This is a genomic window from Treponema sp. UBA7567, assembly GCF_002476655.1.
In the GTDB taxonomy this organism is placed as follows: Bacteria; Spirochaetota; Spirochaetia; order Treponematales; family Treponemataceae; genus Treponema_D.
The window spans coordinates 821-18159 of the sequence record NZ_DLLH01000007.1; the positions used below are offsets into that span (position 1 = coordinate 821).

Sequence of the window (17339 nt, forward strand, 5' to 3'; positions counted from 1 at the left end):
CTTGTGCCTTATGACAACAAATTTAACCGCCATATTTTTAATGCCCAAAAAATTTTATTTTACTTTTCCGTCTTTGTAGAGTTCTACGGTCAAAAATTTTCCGTTTGCTCCAATTTTCTTTCCATCAATTTCTACAAAACCTGACTTTGTATGCAGCCCCATTTCTGCAAACTTGTCGGCTTTTACAAAGCAAAGTTCTTCTTCTGGCGCGCTAAATCCTTCTGGCTCAAGAATTGTTCCAACCTCAAACTGCGGTGCAAAAATTACTTCGCAAGTTTCTTTGTCAGTAACGGCCGGATCAGAGGCAGCAAGAAGCATCCCATTGCTACGAACTCCTCGGAAATTTGCAGGCTTTAAGTTGTAAACCAAAACAATGTTCTTTCCTAAAAGCTCTTCCGCCTTATAGAACGGAACAATAGAACTTACAATCTGCCGAGGTTCTGCATCGCCTGTGTTAAGAGTTAAAATATAAAGGAAAGCACCACCCGGATGCTGCTCAACTTTTTCAATCTTGCTTACTTTTAAGATTACACGTCTGCTGAATCTTTCTGCAGGAGGAAGTTTATCAATCTGCTCTGGAGTAAGTTTTTTTTCGGTTGTCTTTTTCTGCAATTTTGATTCGTCAACGCCTTCAACGCTTGCTAAAAGACGATCGAGCTTGCCAGCTTCGATTATGCGCATAAAACTTCCAAGGCGCGGTCCCTGGTCTTTTCCAATAATAACTTCGTAAAGAGCGGTAAAGAGCTTTTTTGCGTCAATTCCAAGAGAAGTTGCAACTGCGTAAATTGCTTCTTGACAATCTCTGTCTGTCTGGAACGAAGAAATTTTTGGAAGAACTTCATCGTGAACTTTTTTAACAGCATCTGCCAATGCATGCGGAAGTTTTGCTGTTGTTCCGTCATCGCGGATTTTAAAGCAGAAGTCCGGAGCGCAGTCAGGCGCGCTTTCGTTAATCCAGTACCATGCGCAAACACAGCGGCGACGCAAAACTTCTTCCTGTTCAGGTTTTACATTTCCAAGGCTCTTGATTACAGCATCGATGTCGCCTGAATAAGTCTGCAAAAGGGTTGTCAAAAGGCGAAAACCAATCTGATAAGGCTCAACTTTCGGGAATCCCGGTTCAACCTGGCTCAGTTCATAAATGCGCTTTTCGTGGTTGATTATTGACTCGCGTTTTTTCTCGTCTTTTTCCTTTGGAAGCTCTTTTCCCCAGGCGATTCTTTCTGTACGGTCATAAGCCTCGTAAACAGTAACAACGTCAAGGTCAAAGCTGATTGAAAATTCGTGGTCTACCTTGTTCTGCGCAAAAATGTAGCGCAAAACTTCCGGCTGGTAGACTTCGAGAGCGTCTACCAAAGAAATTACCTTTCCTTTTGAAGAAGACATTTTTCCAGGAACACCCTTAAGCTTTACAAAATCGTATTTCATTGTGACGGGAGCGTCCCAGTTGTAAAGGCGCTTAGAAACAAGTTTTGCAGTATCATAAGAACCGCCCGGAGAAATGTGGTCTTTTCCGCCCGGCTCAAACACAACTTTTTCTTCATTCCATCTCATCGGCCAGTCAACGCGCCAGCCAAGCTTAAACTCTTTTGAAGTGCGGAGATCGCCTTTTTCTACATGACCGCAACTTGTACATTTGTAAGTAATTCCGTATTCGCCGTCATAATCCAAAATTTCGGTCGTGTCTTTGTTACAATTACAGCAAAAAGCGGCAACAGGCCAGTAAACATCTTCCGGCTTCATTTTATGCTCGTCGTCACGATAAGTATTAAGACATTCTTTAATTACACCGCGATTCTGCATTGCAGTTTTCATACCTTCAGCATAGCGGTTAGCGCGGTAGCGGCTCGCCTGATATAAAAATTCAGGATAAATTCCAACACGAGGAAGCTGAGTCTCAATATCCTTTTCGTGGTGGCGGGCATAATTCTCGTCTCGTCCGAAAGTGTCCGGAACCATAGTTATTGGATAGCGCAAATATTTTTCCAGAACTTCCGGTTTAGGCATATTTCCAGGAACTTTTCTAAACACATCATAGTCGTCCCAAGAATAAATAAAACGCACATTCTTGCCACGATCGCGTAGAGCGCGGACAATCAAGTCAACAGTAATAATTTCGCGGAAGTTTCCAATATGAACAGTTCCGCTCGGAGTAATTCCCGAAGCGCAAGTATAAAGGTCAAGTTCGCCTTTCTGCTTGATAATTCTTTCTGCCTGCTGGTCAGCCCAATGGCAGAGTTCTGAAATGTTTCTTTCTGACATTTTTCATTCCTAGAAAAAAATATATATCTTCCACCGTTTATTCGGGTGGCTTTTTGCTCTGCAAAAACCGGGTCTTTCAGGGTTGCGGCGTCCCGGCGCCTCCAGTATTTTTGCTGCGCAAAAACACACGCTTTGCGTCCCTTACAGCCCCTGCCACAAAAGCAGGAATCTGAAAAAATTCACTTTGATTTTACAAAAAAAAAGCGGTTTATACAATAAACCGCTTTTTTTATCTGCTTTTTAAGCTCAACTTACAAAGTTATTTTTCAAGCCGTTCAGATTTTCTTTTTAACAAAAAATTTACGACAGAAATAACAATCATTGCCGAAGCATTTACCAAAAGAATGCAAATTGCTCCTACAAGCCCGATTTTGTCGGCTACGATTCCAACTATCTGAGGAGTTACAATTCCTCCAAGAGCAGCGATTGCCAAAAGCATAGAAGTTCCAAGGTCAGAACCTACAATTGCATCAGAAGCATTGGAAACTGTAGTCGGATAAATTCCAGCAAAAAACAGGCCAAGTCCGATAATCGCAAAAGTAATAATTCCCAAATTTTTTGTCGATATCAAAAGAATAAAGAAAATGGCAGTTATAATGCAGTCAAAAAGAATTATATTCTGTTTTTTTATTTTTCTCGAAACATAGGCCGTCAAAAGCCGTCCAAACAAAACCGCAAGCCAGGTAAAAGAAACCAAAGAATTTGCAAATGCCGGCGACATAATTCCTGTATTTTTAAAATATGTTACAAACCAACCGTTTACGCAGTTTTCAAGTCCCAGATAGAAAAATAGAAGAAATCCCGAAAGATAAAAAAGAGGCTGCTTCCAGAATGGAGATTTTTTTGCAAGGCTTTCTCTTTCTGTTTTTTCAGCAGAAACGTTTTTTGGAGTCAAATCCAAGGTCAGCATATAAACCGCAGAACAGAATGAAGCAATGGCAAGGGTGTAAACAATTGCACGCCAGGTAAAATCAAACTTAAAGAACAGCGACATTACCATTGGAGCCAAAAATGCACCGATTGCAAAAACCATATGCAAAATATTGAGCGCAACCGGAGTTCCGTCAGAATTTTCATTGATGTAAGCATTATTTATAACGCTGTAACAGCCGCGGCTTATCCCAAGAAGAATAAAAAGCAAAAGCATTACAGAAACATGCGGCAAAAAAGAAAGTCCAAAAAGCGACAACGGCATAAAAAGAGATGTTATGAATATCGAAATTTTTCTTCCTGCAAGTTTAGTCAAAAAAGGATTTACAAAGCTTGCAAGAAAATTTCCGATTGCAAAGAACGAAAGCAGCGAACCTGCAACTGCAAAACTGATTTTTGCTTCATCGATTACATAAGGCAAGATTGCGCCGACAATCAAAACGACTGAACCATTTACAAAAAACGAAAAATAGTTTGGCAAAAATTTTTTGAAATTTACTTTTTTTTCCATTTTTTATCCCCATGTCTCCATGTAAAAATATGATATTATAATCCTGTTCAGTCTATCACTTTTCAAAAAATGATTCAAACTTAATAAAAAATATAAAAAATAATTCTAAAATTATAAAATATACTCAGCAAATTATTCTGAAAATATTTCAATGAGCAGGACAATTCCTTTTTTTACGCTTACTTTTGCGGTTTGATCTAGCAAAACTTCATTGCTCGTCGTGTAAATGTATTCTGGACTTACTTTTCCATTTTTTAACGGATATTTTGCGCCCAAAATATTTAGTCCTTTTACTTTTCCGCAAACAGGAATTATCGAAAAATATTTGCAATTTTTATTCACAAAAACAGGATTTTTTCCAACAATCTGCATTTTTGAAAAATCATCAAGAACAAAAGCGCTGCACTTCCGTTTAAAAAGCCAGATAAGCGCAGAAACGTTGACCATAGAATGGTCAAAACGGCCGCCAGTCATTCCAACGAGCATAAAATTTCTAAAGCCCCGTCCAAACGCTTCTTTTACGGCAAAAAATGAATCCGTGTCATCTTTTTCACAAGGAAGAACAATTGTTTCCGAATTTGTCTCAGGTTTTTCAAAAGAATCAAAATCTCCAACAATTAAATCAGGTTCAATTTTCAGTTCTTTTGAATGAACAAGTCCGCCGTCACAAAAAACAAAAAAATCATCAGGAAGCAAATTTTTTTTTATCTGCCCATAATTTTGAATTTTTGCGGCCCCGAAAATTACGCAGCGACTTTTTTTTAAAATATTTTTTTTCAAACCATTCATCTTTCGCCGAAACTTTATTCAAAAATCGGATAACATTCAAAACCGGCATTGCGCAATTCGTTTCCGACAGAGCCTGCCTTATTTTCATCAACTACGACAAGATAATATTTTGTTCCGCTCGGACGTATTTCTTCGGTAACATGAGGCAAAAAGCCTTTTTCTTTCAATTTTGAAACCAAACTTTCCGCATTTGCCTTGTCCTTAAAAAGTCCAAGCTGCTGACGAATAATTTTTTCATTTTTTGAATTATCTTCGTTTTTTTCTGAATTTTCATTTTTTGACTGAATTTCAGATTCAGAATCTTGAACACTTGCAATTTCTGGAACAGAATCTGTTTTTCTTGGAACAAAATACCAAAACGGAGCCGGCAAAATCTGAATTTCACCTTTTACAATTGCCGATTCAAGGCTCTTAGGAAAAGTTTTTTTTAATTGAGCAGAATATGTTTCTTCTCCGGTTATGTGCCACAAAGTCAGCAAAACCTGGGGTTGAACGGATTTCATAGAAGGCAGGGACGAATAAGTTTTTAGAATTGCAACAGGTTCTGTAAGCTCAGCAGAAGTTTTTGACTGGCACAAAATGCTCCACTGTTCATAAAGTTTTATAAAAGCGATTATTTCAGAATCAGAAGAATTCCGGACGGCAGAATTAAGATAATTTTGAGCAGTTATCCAATCTCCTGCGCTCAAGGCGCAACGCACCGCATCAAGAACTAGCTGCTCACTCGATTTTTTCTGCATTCCTACAGCATCGCCTGCCGCAATTGCCGCCGCCTGAACATAAAAATTCATTGCTTCCTGAAAATTTCCGCTCTGCTCCAAAACACCGGCCAAAAAAGCATAGCCCGAACGTTTTTCTGCAAGATTTTGCAATGCCGGAACATTTTTTTTAAGATAGATAACCGACTGCTCAAGAGTATCTTTGCGGGCCGCCTCTTCAGCAATTTTTCTTGCAGTATTTGAATTCTGGGCAAAAACAAAAAAAACGAGATTAAAAATAAAAAATACTGTAAAAAAACGCTTCATAACTTTCCTCACAAACAGTTTTTCAAGTCGCCGGAAAATTATTTTTCTGTCTTGGCGTTATCAATATCCACAGCAGGCTTTGGAACAGAATTCACGTTGCTGCCGTCTTTTGAAGCTTCTTTTGGCTTTGCAGATTTTTTTTCGACTGGACGGCGGATCTTAAAATCAAAAATAGTCTTTTCTTCTTCATGCTGCGCTTTTTTTTCGGCTTTTTCAGCAAGCGATTTTTGTTTTTCCGCTTTTTTTGTTTCTTTTTCGTTTATTTTTTCTGCTGCCTGAGAAATTTGTTTTTTCGACATTTTCTTTTTGAACAGGGCAAAAGGCAACATTACGACAATTCCTGCCAAAAACGATGCAAGAACCGTTAAAAAAACAGGCACATTGTGAAAATTATAAAAAACAAGGTTTACGTCGCATTTATTCACATCTTCAAGATTAAAACCACAAAAAATAGTTACAATTACAAGAAGAATTATTGTTCCAATCAATTTTAAAGGCATATTTTTCCTCCATGTAAAAAAGTTTGCAACACAAACTTTTAATTCCCTAATTTATCATAACTCCCTTAAACGTATTCCCGTTCAAGGCTGTCAATTTTACTGTCACAAACGAGCCTATCAGTTTTTTGTCGGCTTTGAAGGCGACTCTCTCGTTTTGCTCAGTTTTGCCCAAAAGTTCATTTTCGTCGTCGCGGCTCACAATATCGGCAAGAACATTTACGGTTTTTCCAACACGGCTGTTCATGACTTCCGCCGTATGCTTTAACTGAAGATCTATCACTTTTTTTAAGCGTTCTTTTTTTATGGCAACGTCAATCTGATTTTCAAAACTTGCAGCTGGAGTTCCTTCTCTTGGATTATAATAGTACATAAACGCGCTTTCAAATTTTATCTCGTTCATAAACGAAAGAATATCTTCAAACTGTTCTTCCGTTTCGCCAGGAAATCCAACCATTAAATCCGTAACAAGCTCAACGTCCGGCATGGCACTGCGAAGTTTTTTTACAAGAGTTAAAAATTCTTCACGGGTATTTTTTCGGTTCATTCTCCGCAAAATCTCGTTGTTTCCGTGCTGAGCGGCAATATGAAAACCGTGGCAGACATGGCTGTCGTTCACAATCATTTCAATCAATTCGTCGCTAAAATCATTTGGATTTGACGATTCAAAGCGAATCCAGCGAATTGAAGAAGATGTTTCGTCAAGATGCGCGCTGATTTTTTTGAGAAGCTTAGGAAAATTCAACTCTCCTCCTTCTACAGATTCGTCCTTGCAACGATAAGCGTTTACATTCTGTCCCAAAAGCGTAATTTCTTTTACATTGCGTTTAGAAAGAAAATCGATTTCCGCGAGAATCTGTTCAACAGGCCGGCTTACTTCGCGTCCGCGCACATACGGAACAATGCAATAAGTACAAAAATTGTTGCATCCGTGCATAATCGGAACAAAAGTGCTAAAAGCCTGCTCTTCGTAACTGATTTTTGGGAAAGTGTATTCGGAATCTTCTTCGATTTTAAAACCTTTTTTATGTTCTTCCGCGGCAGAAATTATGTCGCCAAATTTGCTTTTTCCAAAAGTTCCTACAACAAAATCAATAACCGGAAAATCTTTTTTAACGCTGTCCAAAAGACGTTCAGCCATGCAGCCCATCAAGACAACATAAAACGGAACAACACCATTTTTTTCAACAAAATCAACGGCTTTCTGCATTTCTTCAAGGCGGGTTTTAGCGCCAGGCTCTTTGTGACGAATTTTTTTTACACCGGAATAATAGCCGAGCCGGCCAAAAATACGATTTTCGGCAGAACCGCGCACAGAACAAGTATTTATAACAACCATATCCGCAAGTTCCGGCTCCTCCGCCTTCGACCAGCCGCGGCTAATAAAAAGCTGTTCAATTGCGGCAGATTCCGCAATATTCATTTCACACCCATAGGTTTCAAAAAAATAAGTCATAATTCTAATTATTTTAGTAAATTTTCATCAACTTGAGAATACTAAAAAAAATACGTGGCAGAGCGCACAAAAAAACACTCAAAACCACGTATTTCCTCGCAAAATGCAATTTTTGACTTTTCGTTTTTAATCAGCAGCTTCCAAATTCTGCGCAAGCATAAGCGTCATGAAAATGAATGCTTTCGTAATTCGTGCATTCAACCTTAAACCAGGCAAATCCCATTTTTTTAAGTCCAAGATAAACTTCCCGAACCATATCTTCTACAAAACGCGGATTTTCGTAAGCATGTTCGGTCACAAATTTTTCATCCTGACGCTTCAAAACAGAATAAAGCGGTGTCGAAGCGCAATTTTCAATCATTTCGATAATGTCTTCAATCCAAAAAAAATCCGAATACAAAACTTTTACTTTTACGCAGCCTCGCTGATTATGAGCGCCAAATTCGCTTATAGCCTTGCTGCAAGGACACAAAGTTGCCACAGGGACTTCAATTCCAACAAAAAACTTAGAATCCACACCATTTTCCTGCATCTCGCTTTCGCCTTCGTAAGTGCAATTGTACTGCATAAAACCGCTTGCACTGGTTACAGGGGCATTTTTTTCAATAAAATACGGAAAACTTATTCTTCCAAAAGCACGCTGCGCATCAAGCTTTTCACGAATTTCTTCGAGCATTTCCAAAAAACTCTTCATCGAAATGTCAGAATGATATTTATGGAAAACTTCTATAAAGCGGCTCATGTGGGTGCCCTTAAAATCATGCGGCAAATTAACAAAAAGATTCACACAGGCAGTTGTATTCTGAACTTTGTTGTTTTTATCCAACACCTGGACAGGATATTTTACATTTTTTACGCCAACTTTCTGCAGCGGCACTTCCCTGGTGTCAGGAGAGTTTTGAACATCAATCATATTTTTTACCATAATTTTTTATTTGGGCACTACCGTCAGAGCCGGTCGCTACGTTCCGGGTTCCGCTTCCGCTCCATGGGGCTGCAAGAAGCTCACAAATATACAAATTTGGTTTTAAATTAGCCTTTTATTTTTAAGGCAGCCCCACGCTGCGCGCCCTGCACATCGCTAGTGCAAGCGCTGGTTCCGAAAACCGGAACCAGCCGACAATTGCTCCGCAATTCTCGTTTATTTTACTGAAGCTGCTCACTTCGTTCCGCAGCTTCAAGAGTATTGGCGGGTTTTCGCTTCGCTACAGCCCGACGACAATTGCTTCGCAATTCTCGTTTATTTTACTGAAGCTGCTCACTTCGTTCCGCAGCTTCAAGAGTATTGTACATGAGCATGGCGATTGTCATTGGGCCTACGCCGCCTGGAACCGGGGTTATAAAGCTGGCTTTTTCTTTTATTGCTTCAAAATCTGTATCGCCAATCAAGCGGAAACCGCTCTTTTTTGTCGCATCTGGAATTCTGTTTACGCCTACATCGATTACAACAGCTCCTTCTTTTACCATGTCGGCGGTTACTGTATGCGGATGTCCAGAAGCGGCGACAATAATATCAGCCTGCTTTACGATTTCTGCCATATTTTTTGTTCCTGTATGGCACATTGTAACTGTACAGTTTGTTTCGCGTCTTGCAAGCAAAAGAGCTACAGGTTTTCCTACAATATTTGAACGTCCGATTACAACAGCATGCTTTCCAGAAGTTTCGATTCCCATTCTCTTGAGCAAAACAATAATTCCATGCGGTGTACATGGTAAAAATGCTTTTTTTCCAATTACCATTTTTCCAACATTCACCGGATGAAAACCGTCAACGTCTTTTTCAGGACTGATTGCCATAATCACCTTATCTTCATCAATATGCTTAGGCAAAGGCAACTGAACCAAAATTCCATGAACAGAACTGTCTTTGTTCAATTTGTCAATCAAAGCCAAAAGTTCCTCTTCTGTCGTATTTTCTGGTAAAATTTCGGAGCGGTCGGTCATGCCGGCTTCTGCAAGAGCCTTGCGTTTTCCAGTTACATAGCTTACTGATGCAGGATTTTCTCCAACAAGAATGACTGCAAGACAAGGCGTTATTCCTTTTGCCTTTAGCGCGGCAACTTTTTCTGCAACACCAGCACGAACTTCAAGCGCAATCTGTTTTCCATCAATAATTTGAGCACTCATTTTTTTACCTCCAAAAACTTCGTAAAATTTTTCGTAACTTAGCGACACAAAGACGGTTTTTGTACTGTGATTAAATATTGAAAAAAAAGCCTTATTAGGTTAATCTTTTCGATAAAACTATATATATTTTTTAGCAATTTTTCTATTAGATTTGGAGCATAAGATGAAAAAATTCATTGCAATTTGTTGCACTGTTTTTTTATTTTCAACTGCGGTTTTTAGTCAGGAACAAGACGAAGATGATGACAGATTTGCCGTTGAATATAGAATGAACGAGCCTGGCGATCAATTCATAAATATTGGACTTATGGTAACATTTCCGCTCAATTTTGGCGGCGATTTTCCACTTTACCGCGAAGGTCAGCTTTCGACCGGAGGAGCAGGAACAATCGGTTACCACAGATTTCTGACTTCATGGTTTGCAGTCGGTCTCGATGTAAGTTTTGGATACAATCCGACAATCGGAGAGAATATGTTCACTTACGTACCATTTGTATTCTGCTTTACAGTGCAGCCAACTATAAAAAAATTTGAATTTCCAATAACAATGGGAATCGGAGCGGCTGTCGAAAGTTATCTTAACAACACATATTTTCCAGGTCTTACACTTAAGCCAGAAGCAGGAATTTTTTACCGCGTAACTCCAAGCTGGTCGTTTGGCATAAAGGGAAATTTTATGTATTTGCCCCAGTGGTATGAAGATTCAGAAAACAACGACCACGGCAATTTTTCTTCTGTCGTAATAGCAGCAAGGTACCACTTCTAAAAAACGGAAATAAAAAAAATGAAAAAACTTTCAAAAAGCATAATTTCAATATTTATATTTTCTGCCATCTCAATTTTTACTTCGTGCAACGGCGTAATTTTTGACACAATCCGCGAAGAAGTAAAACTTTCGGATGCACAAATTCAAGGCACAGTTCATTCTCTTGTCCGCGTAACCGACAGTTCTGATTCAAAAGAATATCTTTATTTGTCGGCAAACCCTGTCGTGTGGAAAAAAGATATAGACAATGCCGTAAAAAATGGCGGAACATACGTGGCAGACGGAACAGATCCGACAGACTACACAACTTCCGAACACGGACACTGGCTCACGGCTTCAAGGCCAGGCAATAATTATGTAAGACTTGCCGCAAACCACAATGGAGAAATCTATTCTCTTTCTTTTTTTGTACAAGAAGTTACAGACGATGGCGAGATGGAAGGAATTTCAAAAGAATTAAAATACCTCGACACTTCAAACAAAGACGCAGGCTGGCAGACTGTTGCTTTTGACGACGAATCAATCACAAGCGAAATAGTTTCGGCTTCATCGATATTCTGTACAAATACTCCAAAAAACGAAAACCGCTACGCTTTTGCAAGAATTAATGGGAAAATTTACAAACTCGATGGCGGAAAAGCAACTTTAATAGAAGAAAGCAGTGAATATAATTTTACGTCAGGCGACAATTCAACTTCAATCTACTCAAGTGCAAAAGGAGTTTCTACTTTTGACGGTATCACATTCTACTTTACAGATTCTCCCGCAATCACTTCCAACGAATCTTACAATTCAGACGCAACAATGATTTACTACGCAAGCAGCACTACAGTCTACTACAGAGCAGCCGGAGATTCTGAATGGACAAAGGTATCTTGCGACTCAAGCGAAATCCGTTCGATTGCCGTTACAAAAGACAAACTTTTGCTCGGAACAACAAGCGGTTTAGACAATACTGCTCTTAACGCTGGAATTCCGACAGGTTCTGCGACAACAATTTCTGCGAACGCAACTTCAACCCTGTCTTCTTCGTACATTGTTCCGATACTTTTGACAATCGACCCGACAAAATCAGACACAGCCACAGACATTTACGCCGCATTGAATTTTGAAGGAAACCCTTCGAGCACTTCTGCTACACGCAAAAACGCAAGCTTGTGGTCTTATTATCCAGCAAGAGCAAAGTGGAACCGTGAATAATTTTGTGCTAAACTCTCTTTATGAGTGATTTGTTTGACGCTTCAAAAACACAAAAAGAACCTTTGGCTGCAAGACTCCGCCCTAGAAATTTGGACGAATATATCGGTCAGGATCATATTGTCGGAAAAGGCAGGCTCCTGCGCCGCGCAATTGCAGCCGACCAGCTAACATCTGTAATTTTTTACGGACCGCCCGGCTGTGGAAAAACAACTCTTGCACGAGTAATTGCAAATCACACAAAATCAAACTTTATTACGCTAAATGCCGTTTTGACTGGAGTTGCAGAAATTCGAGCCGCAATAAAACAGGCAGACGATTATTTTAAGCTTTACGGAAGACGTACAATTTTGTTCGTTGATGAAGTTCACCGCTGGAACAAAGCTCAGCAGGACGCCCTTCTGCCCTGGGTAGAAAACGGAACAATTATTTTAATCGGCGCAACAACAGAAAATCCGTTCTTTGAAGTAAATAAAGCCCTTGTTTCGAGAAGCCGTGTCTTTCAATTAAAGCCGCTCACAAAAGCTGACCTTTTTAAAGCCGCAAATTTTGCCTTAAACGATATTGAGCGCGGATACGGACACTGGAACGTTGAATTTGAAAAAGGCGCTCTCGAACACCTTGTGGAAACTGCGAACGGAGATGCCCGTTCACTTTTAAATGCCCTGGAACTTGCTGTAGAAACAACACCTGAAAAATGGGATCCTTACAACGCAAATCCTGTTCCAGCCTGGGGTTCGACAATTTTTATCTCAAAAGAAACCGCAGAAGAATCGATTCAAAAGAAAGTTGTTCTGTATGACCGCGATGGCGACTATCACTACGACATAATATCCGCATTTATAAAATCCTTGCGCGGAAGAGATCCAGACGCGGCAATGTATTGGCTTGCTAGAATGGTGCGCGCCGGAGAAGATCCGCATTTTATTTTTAGGAGAATGTTGATTTCTGCCTGCGAAGACACAGGACTTGCAGATCCAAACGCAGTCTGCATTGTAGAAAACTGCGCTCAGGCTTTTGACCGCGTCGGACTTCCAGAAGGACGGTATTTTCTGGCTCACGCGGCGCTTTACCTTTCGACCTGCCCAAAATCGAATTCGAGCATGGCATTTTTTGACGCGCTTTCGAGCGTTGAAAGAGAAGATGCCGAAGTTCCAAACCACTTGCGGGATTCTTCGCGAGACGCCGAGGGTTTTGGACACGGAAACGGTTATCTTTATCCGCACGCTTACCGCGACCATTGGGTTGCTCAGCAATATCTTCCAACAGAACTTGTCGGAAGAGTCTTTTACACGCCAACCTCTCAGGGCTACGAGGCAAAAATAAAAGAAGATGTCTTGAGCCGCCGGGAAATTCAAATTTCTGCAATTTTGGAAGGAATTGAACCCGAAAAACCGGAATCCGACGTTTCGTGCGGAATGCACCCTCTTCCTCATTTTGCAACAGACTTTGACAATCCAATCGGTGAATGGTGGATAAATAAAAACTTTGAAAAAAACTCGATTACGAAACCAGAAAACCTGACATTTACTCCAAAAAATGAACGCCGCGAAACAGCTCTTGACCGTGCGGACAAATCATGGAAAAGCAGGCTCGACTCCAACCGGGCGGAAATTCTTACAACAATCCGCAATGCAATGATTCAACTGGCGGACTTGAGCAGGCACACAAGAAGCCTTGTCTGGAATGCGGACGACGGACTTTTAATCTGGGAAGTAAGCAGAAAAACTCCAGAAGGCGTAACGGCTGGACTTTGTTCAAATCAACGCGGACTTGAAATTCTTGAACAATATGGACGCACATTGGACGATTTAGACCGTCCTGCTTTAAAACTTCGGCCGGAAAGCCTAGAAAATTATCTGAGCATGCAGGTTTTTGCAAAAATTCTTGAAGAATACAACGAAAACGGAATGATTTTTGACAGGATTTTCTTTCGAGATCCATTCAACTGCCAGGACAGCGTGGACGTTCTTGCAAGCGCGCTCAAAAACCTTCCGAAAAACCTTGTGGCAGACGACCAGCAGATTGTAATTTCGCAAAGGATTCCTTCAAAAGGACAGAAAATCTGGGAATTGATTTATAACCAAATTCTGACAGAGAGCACAAGAAACGCTTACGAAGGAATCTTAAAAAAAATGGAAAACGCCGAAAAAGAATTTTTTGGCAACGAAGAAAATCCACTTTTTGCCTGGAACGAAAATTCAGTAAAAGCCGCCTTTGAAGAACATGGATTTTTTGTAAAATCCGCAACAAAAGTAATTACAGAAAAAAGACGGATTACAGAAACAGAAATAAACCGCTGGTTTGATGCAGAAAATTCTTCTTACGGTTCGGCAATGGCAAGAGAAATCGGAACGGAAGATTTGGCAAAAATCAAAAATCTTTTGAGCGTTGCCTGCCAGAACACGCTTTTTAACTGGAATACGACAATTGAATTTTTGACGGTAAAAGTTCAGGCAGACACAACGCAAAAAAAAGGTCTTTAAGTTAGGAAGATTTTTTGATATATTAGAAAAGCGTTAGTGCATGGAGTTGTGGCAAAGCCAGCCACCGCAAGGAGCACAACTTTGTTGTGCGACTGAGGAGGCCGAGGGTTACCGAGCAACGTAACGCACGCCCCGAACACAAGCGAGGGAAACGCCCATTTTATAATAATTTTTGGAGAAAACGATGAATTTTATTTTTTTAGGACCTCCAGGAGCTGGAAAAGGAACTCTTGCAAAGGAAGCAGCAAAGGCTTTTAACATTCCACACATTTCGACAGGCGACATTTTCCGCGAGAACATTAAAAACGGAACTGAACTTGGCAAAAAAGCAAAGGCGATTATTGACGCCGGCGGTTTGGTAAGCGACGAAATTACAATCGGTCTTGTAAAAGACAGACTTTCTCAGCCAGACACAGCAAACGGTTATATTTTGGACGGTTTTCCACGCACAATTCCCCAGGCAGAAGCGCTCGAATCTTTTGCAAAAATCGACGCTGCCGTAAACTTCGACATTGCAGACGAAGCTGTTGTTGAGCGTCTTGGCGGCCGCGTATGCTGCAAAGACTGCGGACAGATGTACCACGTAAAATTCAATCCGCCAAAAGTTGAAGGAAAATGCGACAAATGCGGCGGAGAACTTTACACCCGCGATGACGACAAAACAGAATCAATTCAGAACAGACTTGTAGTTTACAGAAAATCTACAGCTCCGCTCATTGATTTTTACAAGGAAAAAGGAAACCTCGTAGACATCGACGCGCGCCCAGCTCCAGAAAAAGTTCTTGAAGAATTCGAAGCAAAATTTAAAAAATAAATTTCAGAGAGTTTAAGCCTCAAAAATTGCAGCCGCTTAAGCTCAAATTTTTTATTGCCGTACAGTTTTTTTGTGCGGCAATAAAAGTTCCAGGCATTTTTTTCAAACAAAAACCAACCTTTTTTATGTCACTTAACTGTAACGAAATCGATTTAATCTTAAAAGAACTGGATTTGACAGGCTCGTTTATTCAGGAAATTGTACAGCCTTCATTTGATTCGATTGCACTTTATACTTACAAACCCGGCGTTCCAAAAACAGTTTTTATCTGCCTCGCCGCAGGTGAATGCAGGCTCAACGAAGTAAAAAGAAAAATTCCAAAAAACGAAAAACCTCTGCGTTTTTATGAAATTCTTCGCTCAAGAATAAAAGGCGCAAAAATTACGGAATGCCGGCAACTTGGCAAAGAGCGGATTATAAAAATTTCAACATACCGCGAAGGTCCGGTTTACGTAATGCCTGCCGCCCAGGAAAAATTTGCAAAAAAGAAAAAAATCCAGGCCGAGGAAGACGGAATTGAAGAATTAAATCTTTACATAAGGCTTTGGTCAAACGCAGGAAACATTTTTTTATGCAATAAAGAAAATGTAATTTTTGACAGTTTTTACCGCCGTCCTGCAAAAGGCGAAATTTCAGGCGAAATTCTCGTTTTGCCAGAAATTAAAATTTTTACAGATTTGACGGAAAAAGAAAAACTCGAAGAGGAAAACCTAAGCCTTCAAAAATTTCCAGTCCGCGATTTTAATCAAATTCAAAATTCTTCGGAAAATTTAAAAGGCTTAAAAGACAAAAAAAACAGCGGACAAACCTCAAAAGAGCTTTCATTTAACGAAAAAGTCGATTTATTCTATTCTCAAAACGCTTCACGGACTTCGACCGAAAAACTGCTCGAACAGGCAGAAAAATGGTACAATTCGCACAAAACAAGGCTCGAAAACGCGCTCGAAAAACTTGAGCGAAAACGAAGCGATTTTTTAAATGCGGAACAATGGAAACACTGGGGAGATTTAATTCTTTCCTACAGCTATATGTTTACAAACGGACAGGCTTCTTCCGGCTACCTCGATTGCGAAGACTTTGAAAACGGCAAAAAAGTCCACATAAAAATCGACCCGAAAAAATCAGCTCACGAAAACGCCGCAAAATACTACGAAACTTACAAAAAGCAAAGCCACGGTCTCGAAGATTTGGAGCACGACATACTCCTCTCAAAAAAACAAATTTCCGAACTCGACAAAAAATACAATTCAATGCTCGCAGAAAAAAATCCCGTCAAACTTGAACAGCTCCTGCGCAAACAGCAAAAACCGCGGCAGCAGGAGCAGAGCGAACGGCCGGGACTTTCTTACGAATCAAAGGGCTGGACAATTCTTGTTGGACGCGACGCCACAGAAAACGACGAGCTTTTGCGCCATTATGTAAAAGGTCCGGATTTGTGGTTTCATACGCGCGATTATCCGGGAGGCTACGTCTTTATAAAGGCACGCTCAGGAAAAACAGTTCCGCTCGAAATTATGCTCGCCGCCGGAAACCTTGCAGTTTATTACTCAAAGGCGCGCAAAAACGGAGAAGCCGACCTCTATTACACACAGGTCAAGCACCTTCGCCGCGCAAAAAACGGCCCCAAAGGACTTGTTCTGCCTTCCAACGAAAAAAACCTTCACATAAAAATGGATTCTGCAATTTTAAGGCAGCTGGAAGAAAATCAAAGCGAATTTTAACTTGCGGGCGTCCGGGCTGACCTTGCCAGGACAGCCCGCCGGGTCTTTGCGTTATAAAATTGCTGCGCAATTTTTCCGTTCAGCCGCGCAAGCGCGTCCGAACCGCTTTCGCGGCTAACAGCCCCTGACGCAAATTTTCCAAAAAAACGCAGATTTTTCCCAAATATAGATTACAAAACTTTTTTCTGTTAAACTTAAAAACCATGAAAATCAGCGAAATCTTAAATTCTAAAAAAGTTACCATATCTTTTGAAATTTTCCCTCCAAAAAAACAGGAGGCTTTTGATTCAGTAAAAAAAACTGCGCTTTCATTAAGTTCTCTAAAGCCAGATTTTATTTCAATAACTTACGGGGCAGGCGGTTCAACACAAACAAACACTTCCGACCTTGCACAGGCTGTCGAAAAATCAGGAACAGCTTCGCTTGCGCACTTAACTTGCGTCCGCTCGACAAAAGAACAGCTTTTACAGACAATCCAAACCCTCAAACAAAAAAACATAACCAATGTGCTTGCATTGCGCGGCGACTTGCCAAAAGACGCTTTTGAAGGAGAAAACCTTTTTCCCTNNGCTTCCGACCTTGTTCCGCTCTTAAAGCAAAACGGATTCTGTGTAGGAGGCGCATGTTATCCGGAAGGACATCCGGAAAGCTCCAACCGCGACACAGACATCGAAAACTTAAAGCACAAAGTCGAAGCCGGAGTCGATTTTTTGACTACGCAGATGATTTTTGACAACGATATGCTTTATTCATTTTTG

The 17339-nt window shown here is 40.4% G+C and carries 14 protein-coding genes and 1 pseudogene; 6 read left to right on the forward strand and 9 right to left on the reverse strand.

Going from position 1 to position 17339, the window contains the following annotated elements; genetic code table 11:
* Positions 1 to 54: 54 nt before the first annotated feature.
* The 9 genes and pseudogenes from B3Y13_RS00475 to folD all read right to left on the reverse strand — a co-directional run bounded on the left by B3Y13_RS00475 (position 55) and on the right by folD (position 9597).
* Positions 55 to 612 (reverse strand): hypothetical protein, encoded by a 558-nt coding sequence (locus B3Y13_RS00475; RefSeq protein WP_296021782.1) that lies wholly within the window; start codon positions 610 to 612, stop codon positions 55 to 57.
* 27 nt (positions 613 to 639) lie between these two features.
* Positions 640 to 2262, reverse strand: a pseudogene (gene lysS / locus B3Y13_RS00480) (lysine--tRNA ligase); the annotation flags it as partial.
* A 259-nt stretch (positions 2263 to 2521) separates the two neighbouring features.
* Positions 2522 to 3703, reverse strand: coding sequence for an MFS transporter (locus B3Y13_RS00485; RefSeq protein WP_296667554.1), 1182 nt, complete (start codon positions 3701 to 3703; stop codon positions 2522 to 2524).
* Positions 3704 to 3835: 132 nt separating this feature from the next.
* Entirely contained in the window at positions 3836 to 4492 is a 657-nt protein-coding gene (locus B3Y13_RS00490) for a thiamine diphosphokinase (RefSeq protein ID WP_296691939.1), read from the reverse strand.
* Between the two features lie 14 nt (positions 4493 to 4506).
* Positions 4507 to 5517: an SPOR domain-containing protein gene (locus B3Y13_RS00495; RefSeq protein ID WP_296021592.1), complete on the reverse strand. Its 1011-nt coding sequence runs from the start codon at positions 5515 to 5517 to the stop codon at positions 4507 to 4509.
* Positions 5518 to 5555: 38 nt separating this feature from the next.
* A complete protein-coding gene (locus B3Y13_RS00500) occupies positions 5556 to 6017 on the reverse strand; it encodes a hypothetical protein (RefSeq protein ID WP_296021597.1) in 462 nt (153 codons plus the stop codon).
* Positions 6018 to 6063: 46 nt separating this feature from the next.
* A complete protein-coding gene (gene miaB / locus B3Y13_RS00505) occupies positions 6064 to 7470 on the reverse strand; it encodes a tRNA (N6-isopentenyl adenosine(37)-C2)-methylthiotransferase MiaB (RefSeq protein ID WP_296691941.1) in 1407 nt (468 codons plus the stop codon).
* Positions 7471 to 7600: 130 nt separating this feature from the next.
* Positions 7601 to 8395 carry a GTP cyclohydrolase FolE2 gene (folE2, locus tag B3Y13_RS00510; protein ID WP_296691944.1) on the reverse strand — a complete coding sequence of 265 codons (795 nt, stop codon included), beginning with the start codon at positions 8393 to 8395 and terminating at the stop codon, positions 7601 to 7603.
* 320 nt (positions 8396 to 8715) lie between these two features.
* Positions 8716 to 9597, reverse strand: coding sequence for a bifunctional methylenetetrahydrofolate dehydrogenase/methenyltetrahydrofolate cyclohydrolase FolD (gene folD, locus B3Y13_RS00515; RefSeq protein ID WP_296021616.1), 882 nt, complete (start codon positions 9595 to 9597; stop codon positions 8716 to 8718).
* 163 nt (positions 9598 to 9760) lie between these two features.
* On the opposite strand from folD, the gene B3Y13_RS00520 reads away from it, so the two are divergent.
* The 6 genes from B3Y13_RS00520 to B3Y13_RS00545 form a co-directional block, all read left to right on the forward strand.
* The gene (locus B3Y13_RS00520; protein WP_296021620.1) at positions 9761 to 10363 is read left to right on the forward strand and encodes a TP0733 family outer membrane beta-barrel protein; all 603 of its coding nucleotides are present in this window, start codon (positions 9761 to 9763) and stop codon (positions 10361 to 10363) included.
* A gap of 18 nt (positions 10364 to 10381) precedes the next feature.
* The gene (locus B3Y13_RS00525) at positions 10382 to 11563 is read left to right on the forward strand and encodes a hypothetical protein (RefSeq protein WP_296691947.1); all 1182 of its coding nucleotides are present in this window, start codon (positions 10382 to 10384) and stop codon (positions 11561 to 11563) included.
* 20 nt (positions 11564 to 11583) lie between these two features.
* Positions 11584 to 14046 carry an AAA family ATPase gene (locus B3Y13_RS00530; RefSeq protein ID WP_296691949.1) on the forward strand — a complete coding sequence of 821 codons (2463 nt, stop codon included), beginning with the start codon at positions 11584 to 11586 and terminating at the stop codon, positions 14044 to 14046.
* Positions 14047 to 14230: 184 nt separating this feature from the next.
* Positions 14231 to 14860, forward strand: a complete 630-nt coding sequence (locus tag B3Y13_RS00535) for an adenylate kinase (protein ID WP_273066130.1) — start codon at positions 14231 to 14233, stop codon at positions 14858 to 14860.
* 125 nt (positions 14861 to 14985) lie between these two features.
* Entirely contained in the window at positions 14986 to 16581 is a 1596-nt protein-coding gene (locus tag B3Y13_RS00540; protein ID WP_296691952.1) for an NFACT family protein, read from the forward strand.
* Between the two features lie 203 nt (positions 16582 to 16784).
* A partial coding sequence (locus B3Y13_RS00545) for a methylenetetrahydrofolate reductase (protein ID WP_296691956.1) occupies positions 16785 to 17339 on the forward strand: 555 nt, incomplete at its 3' end.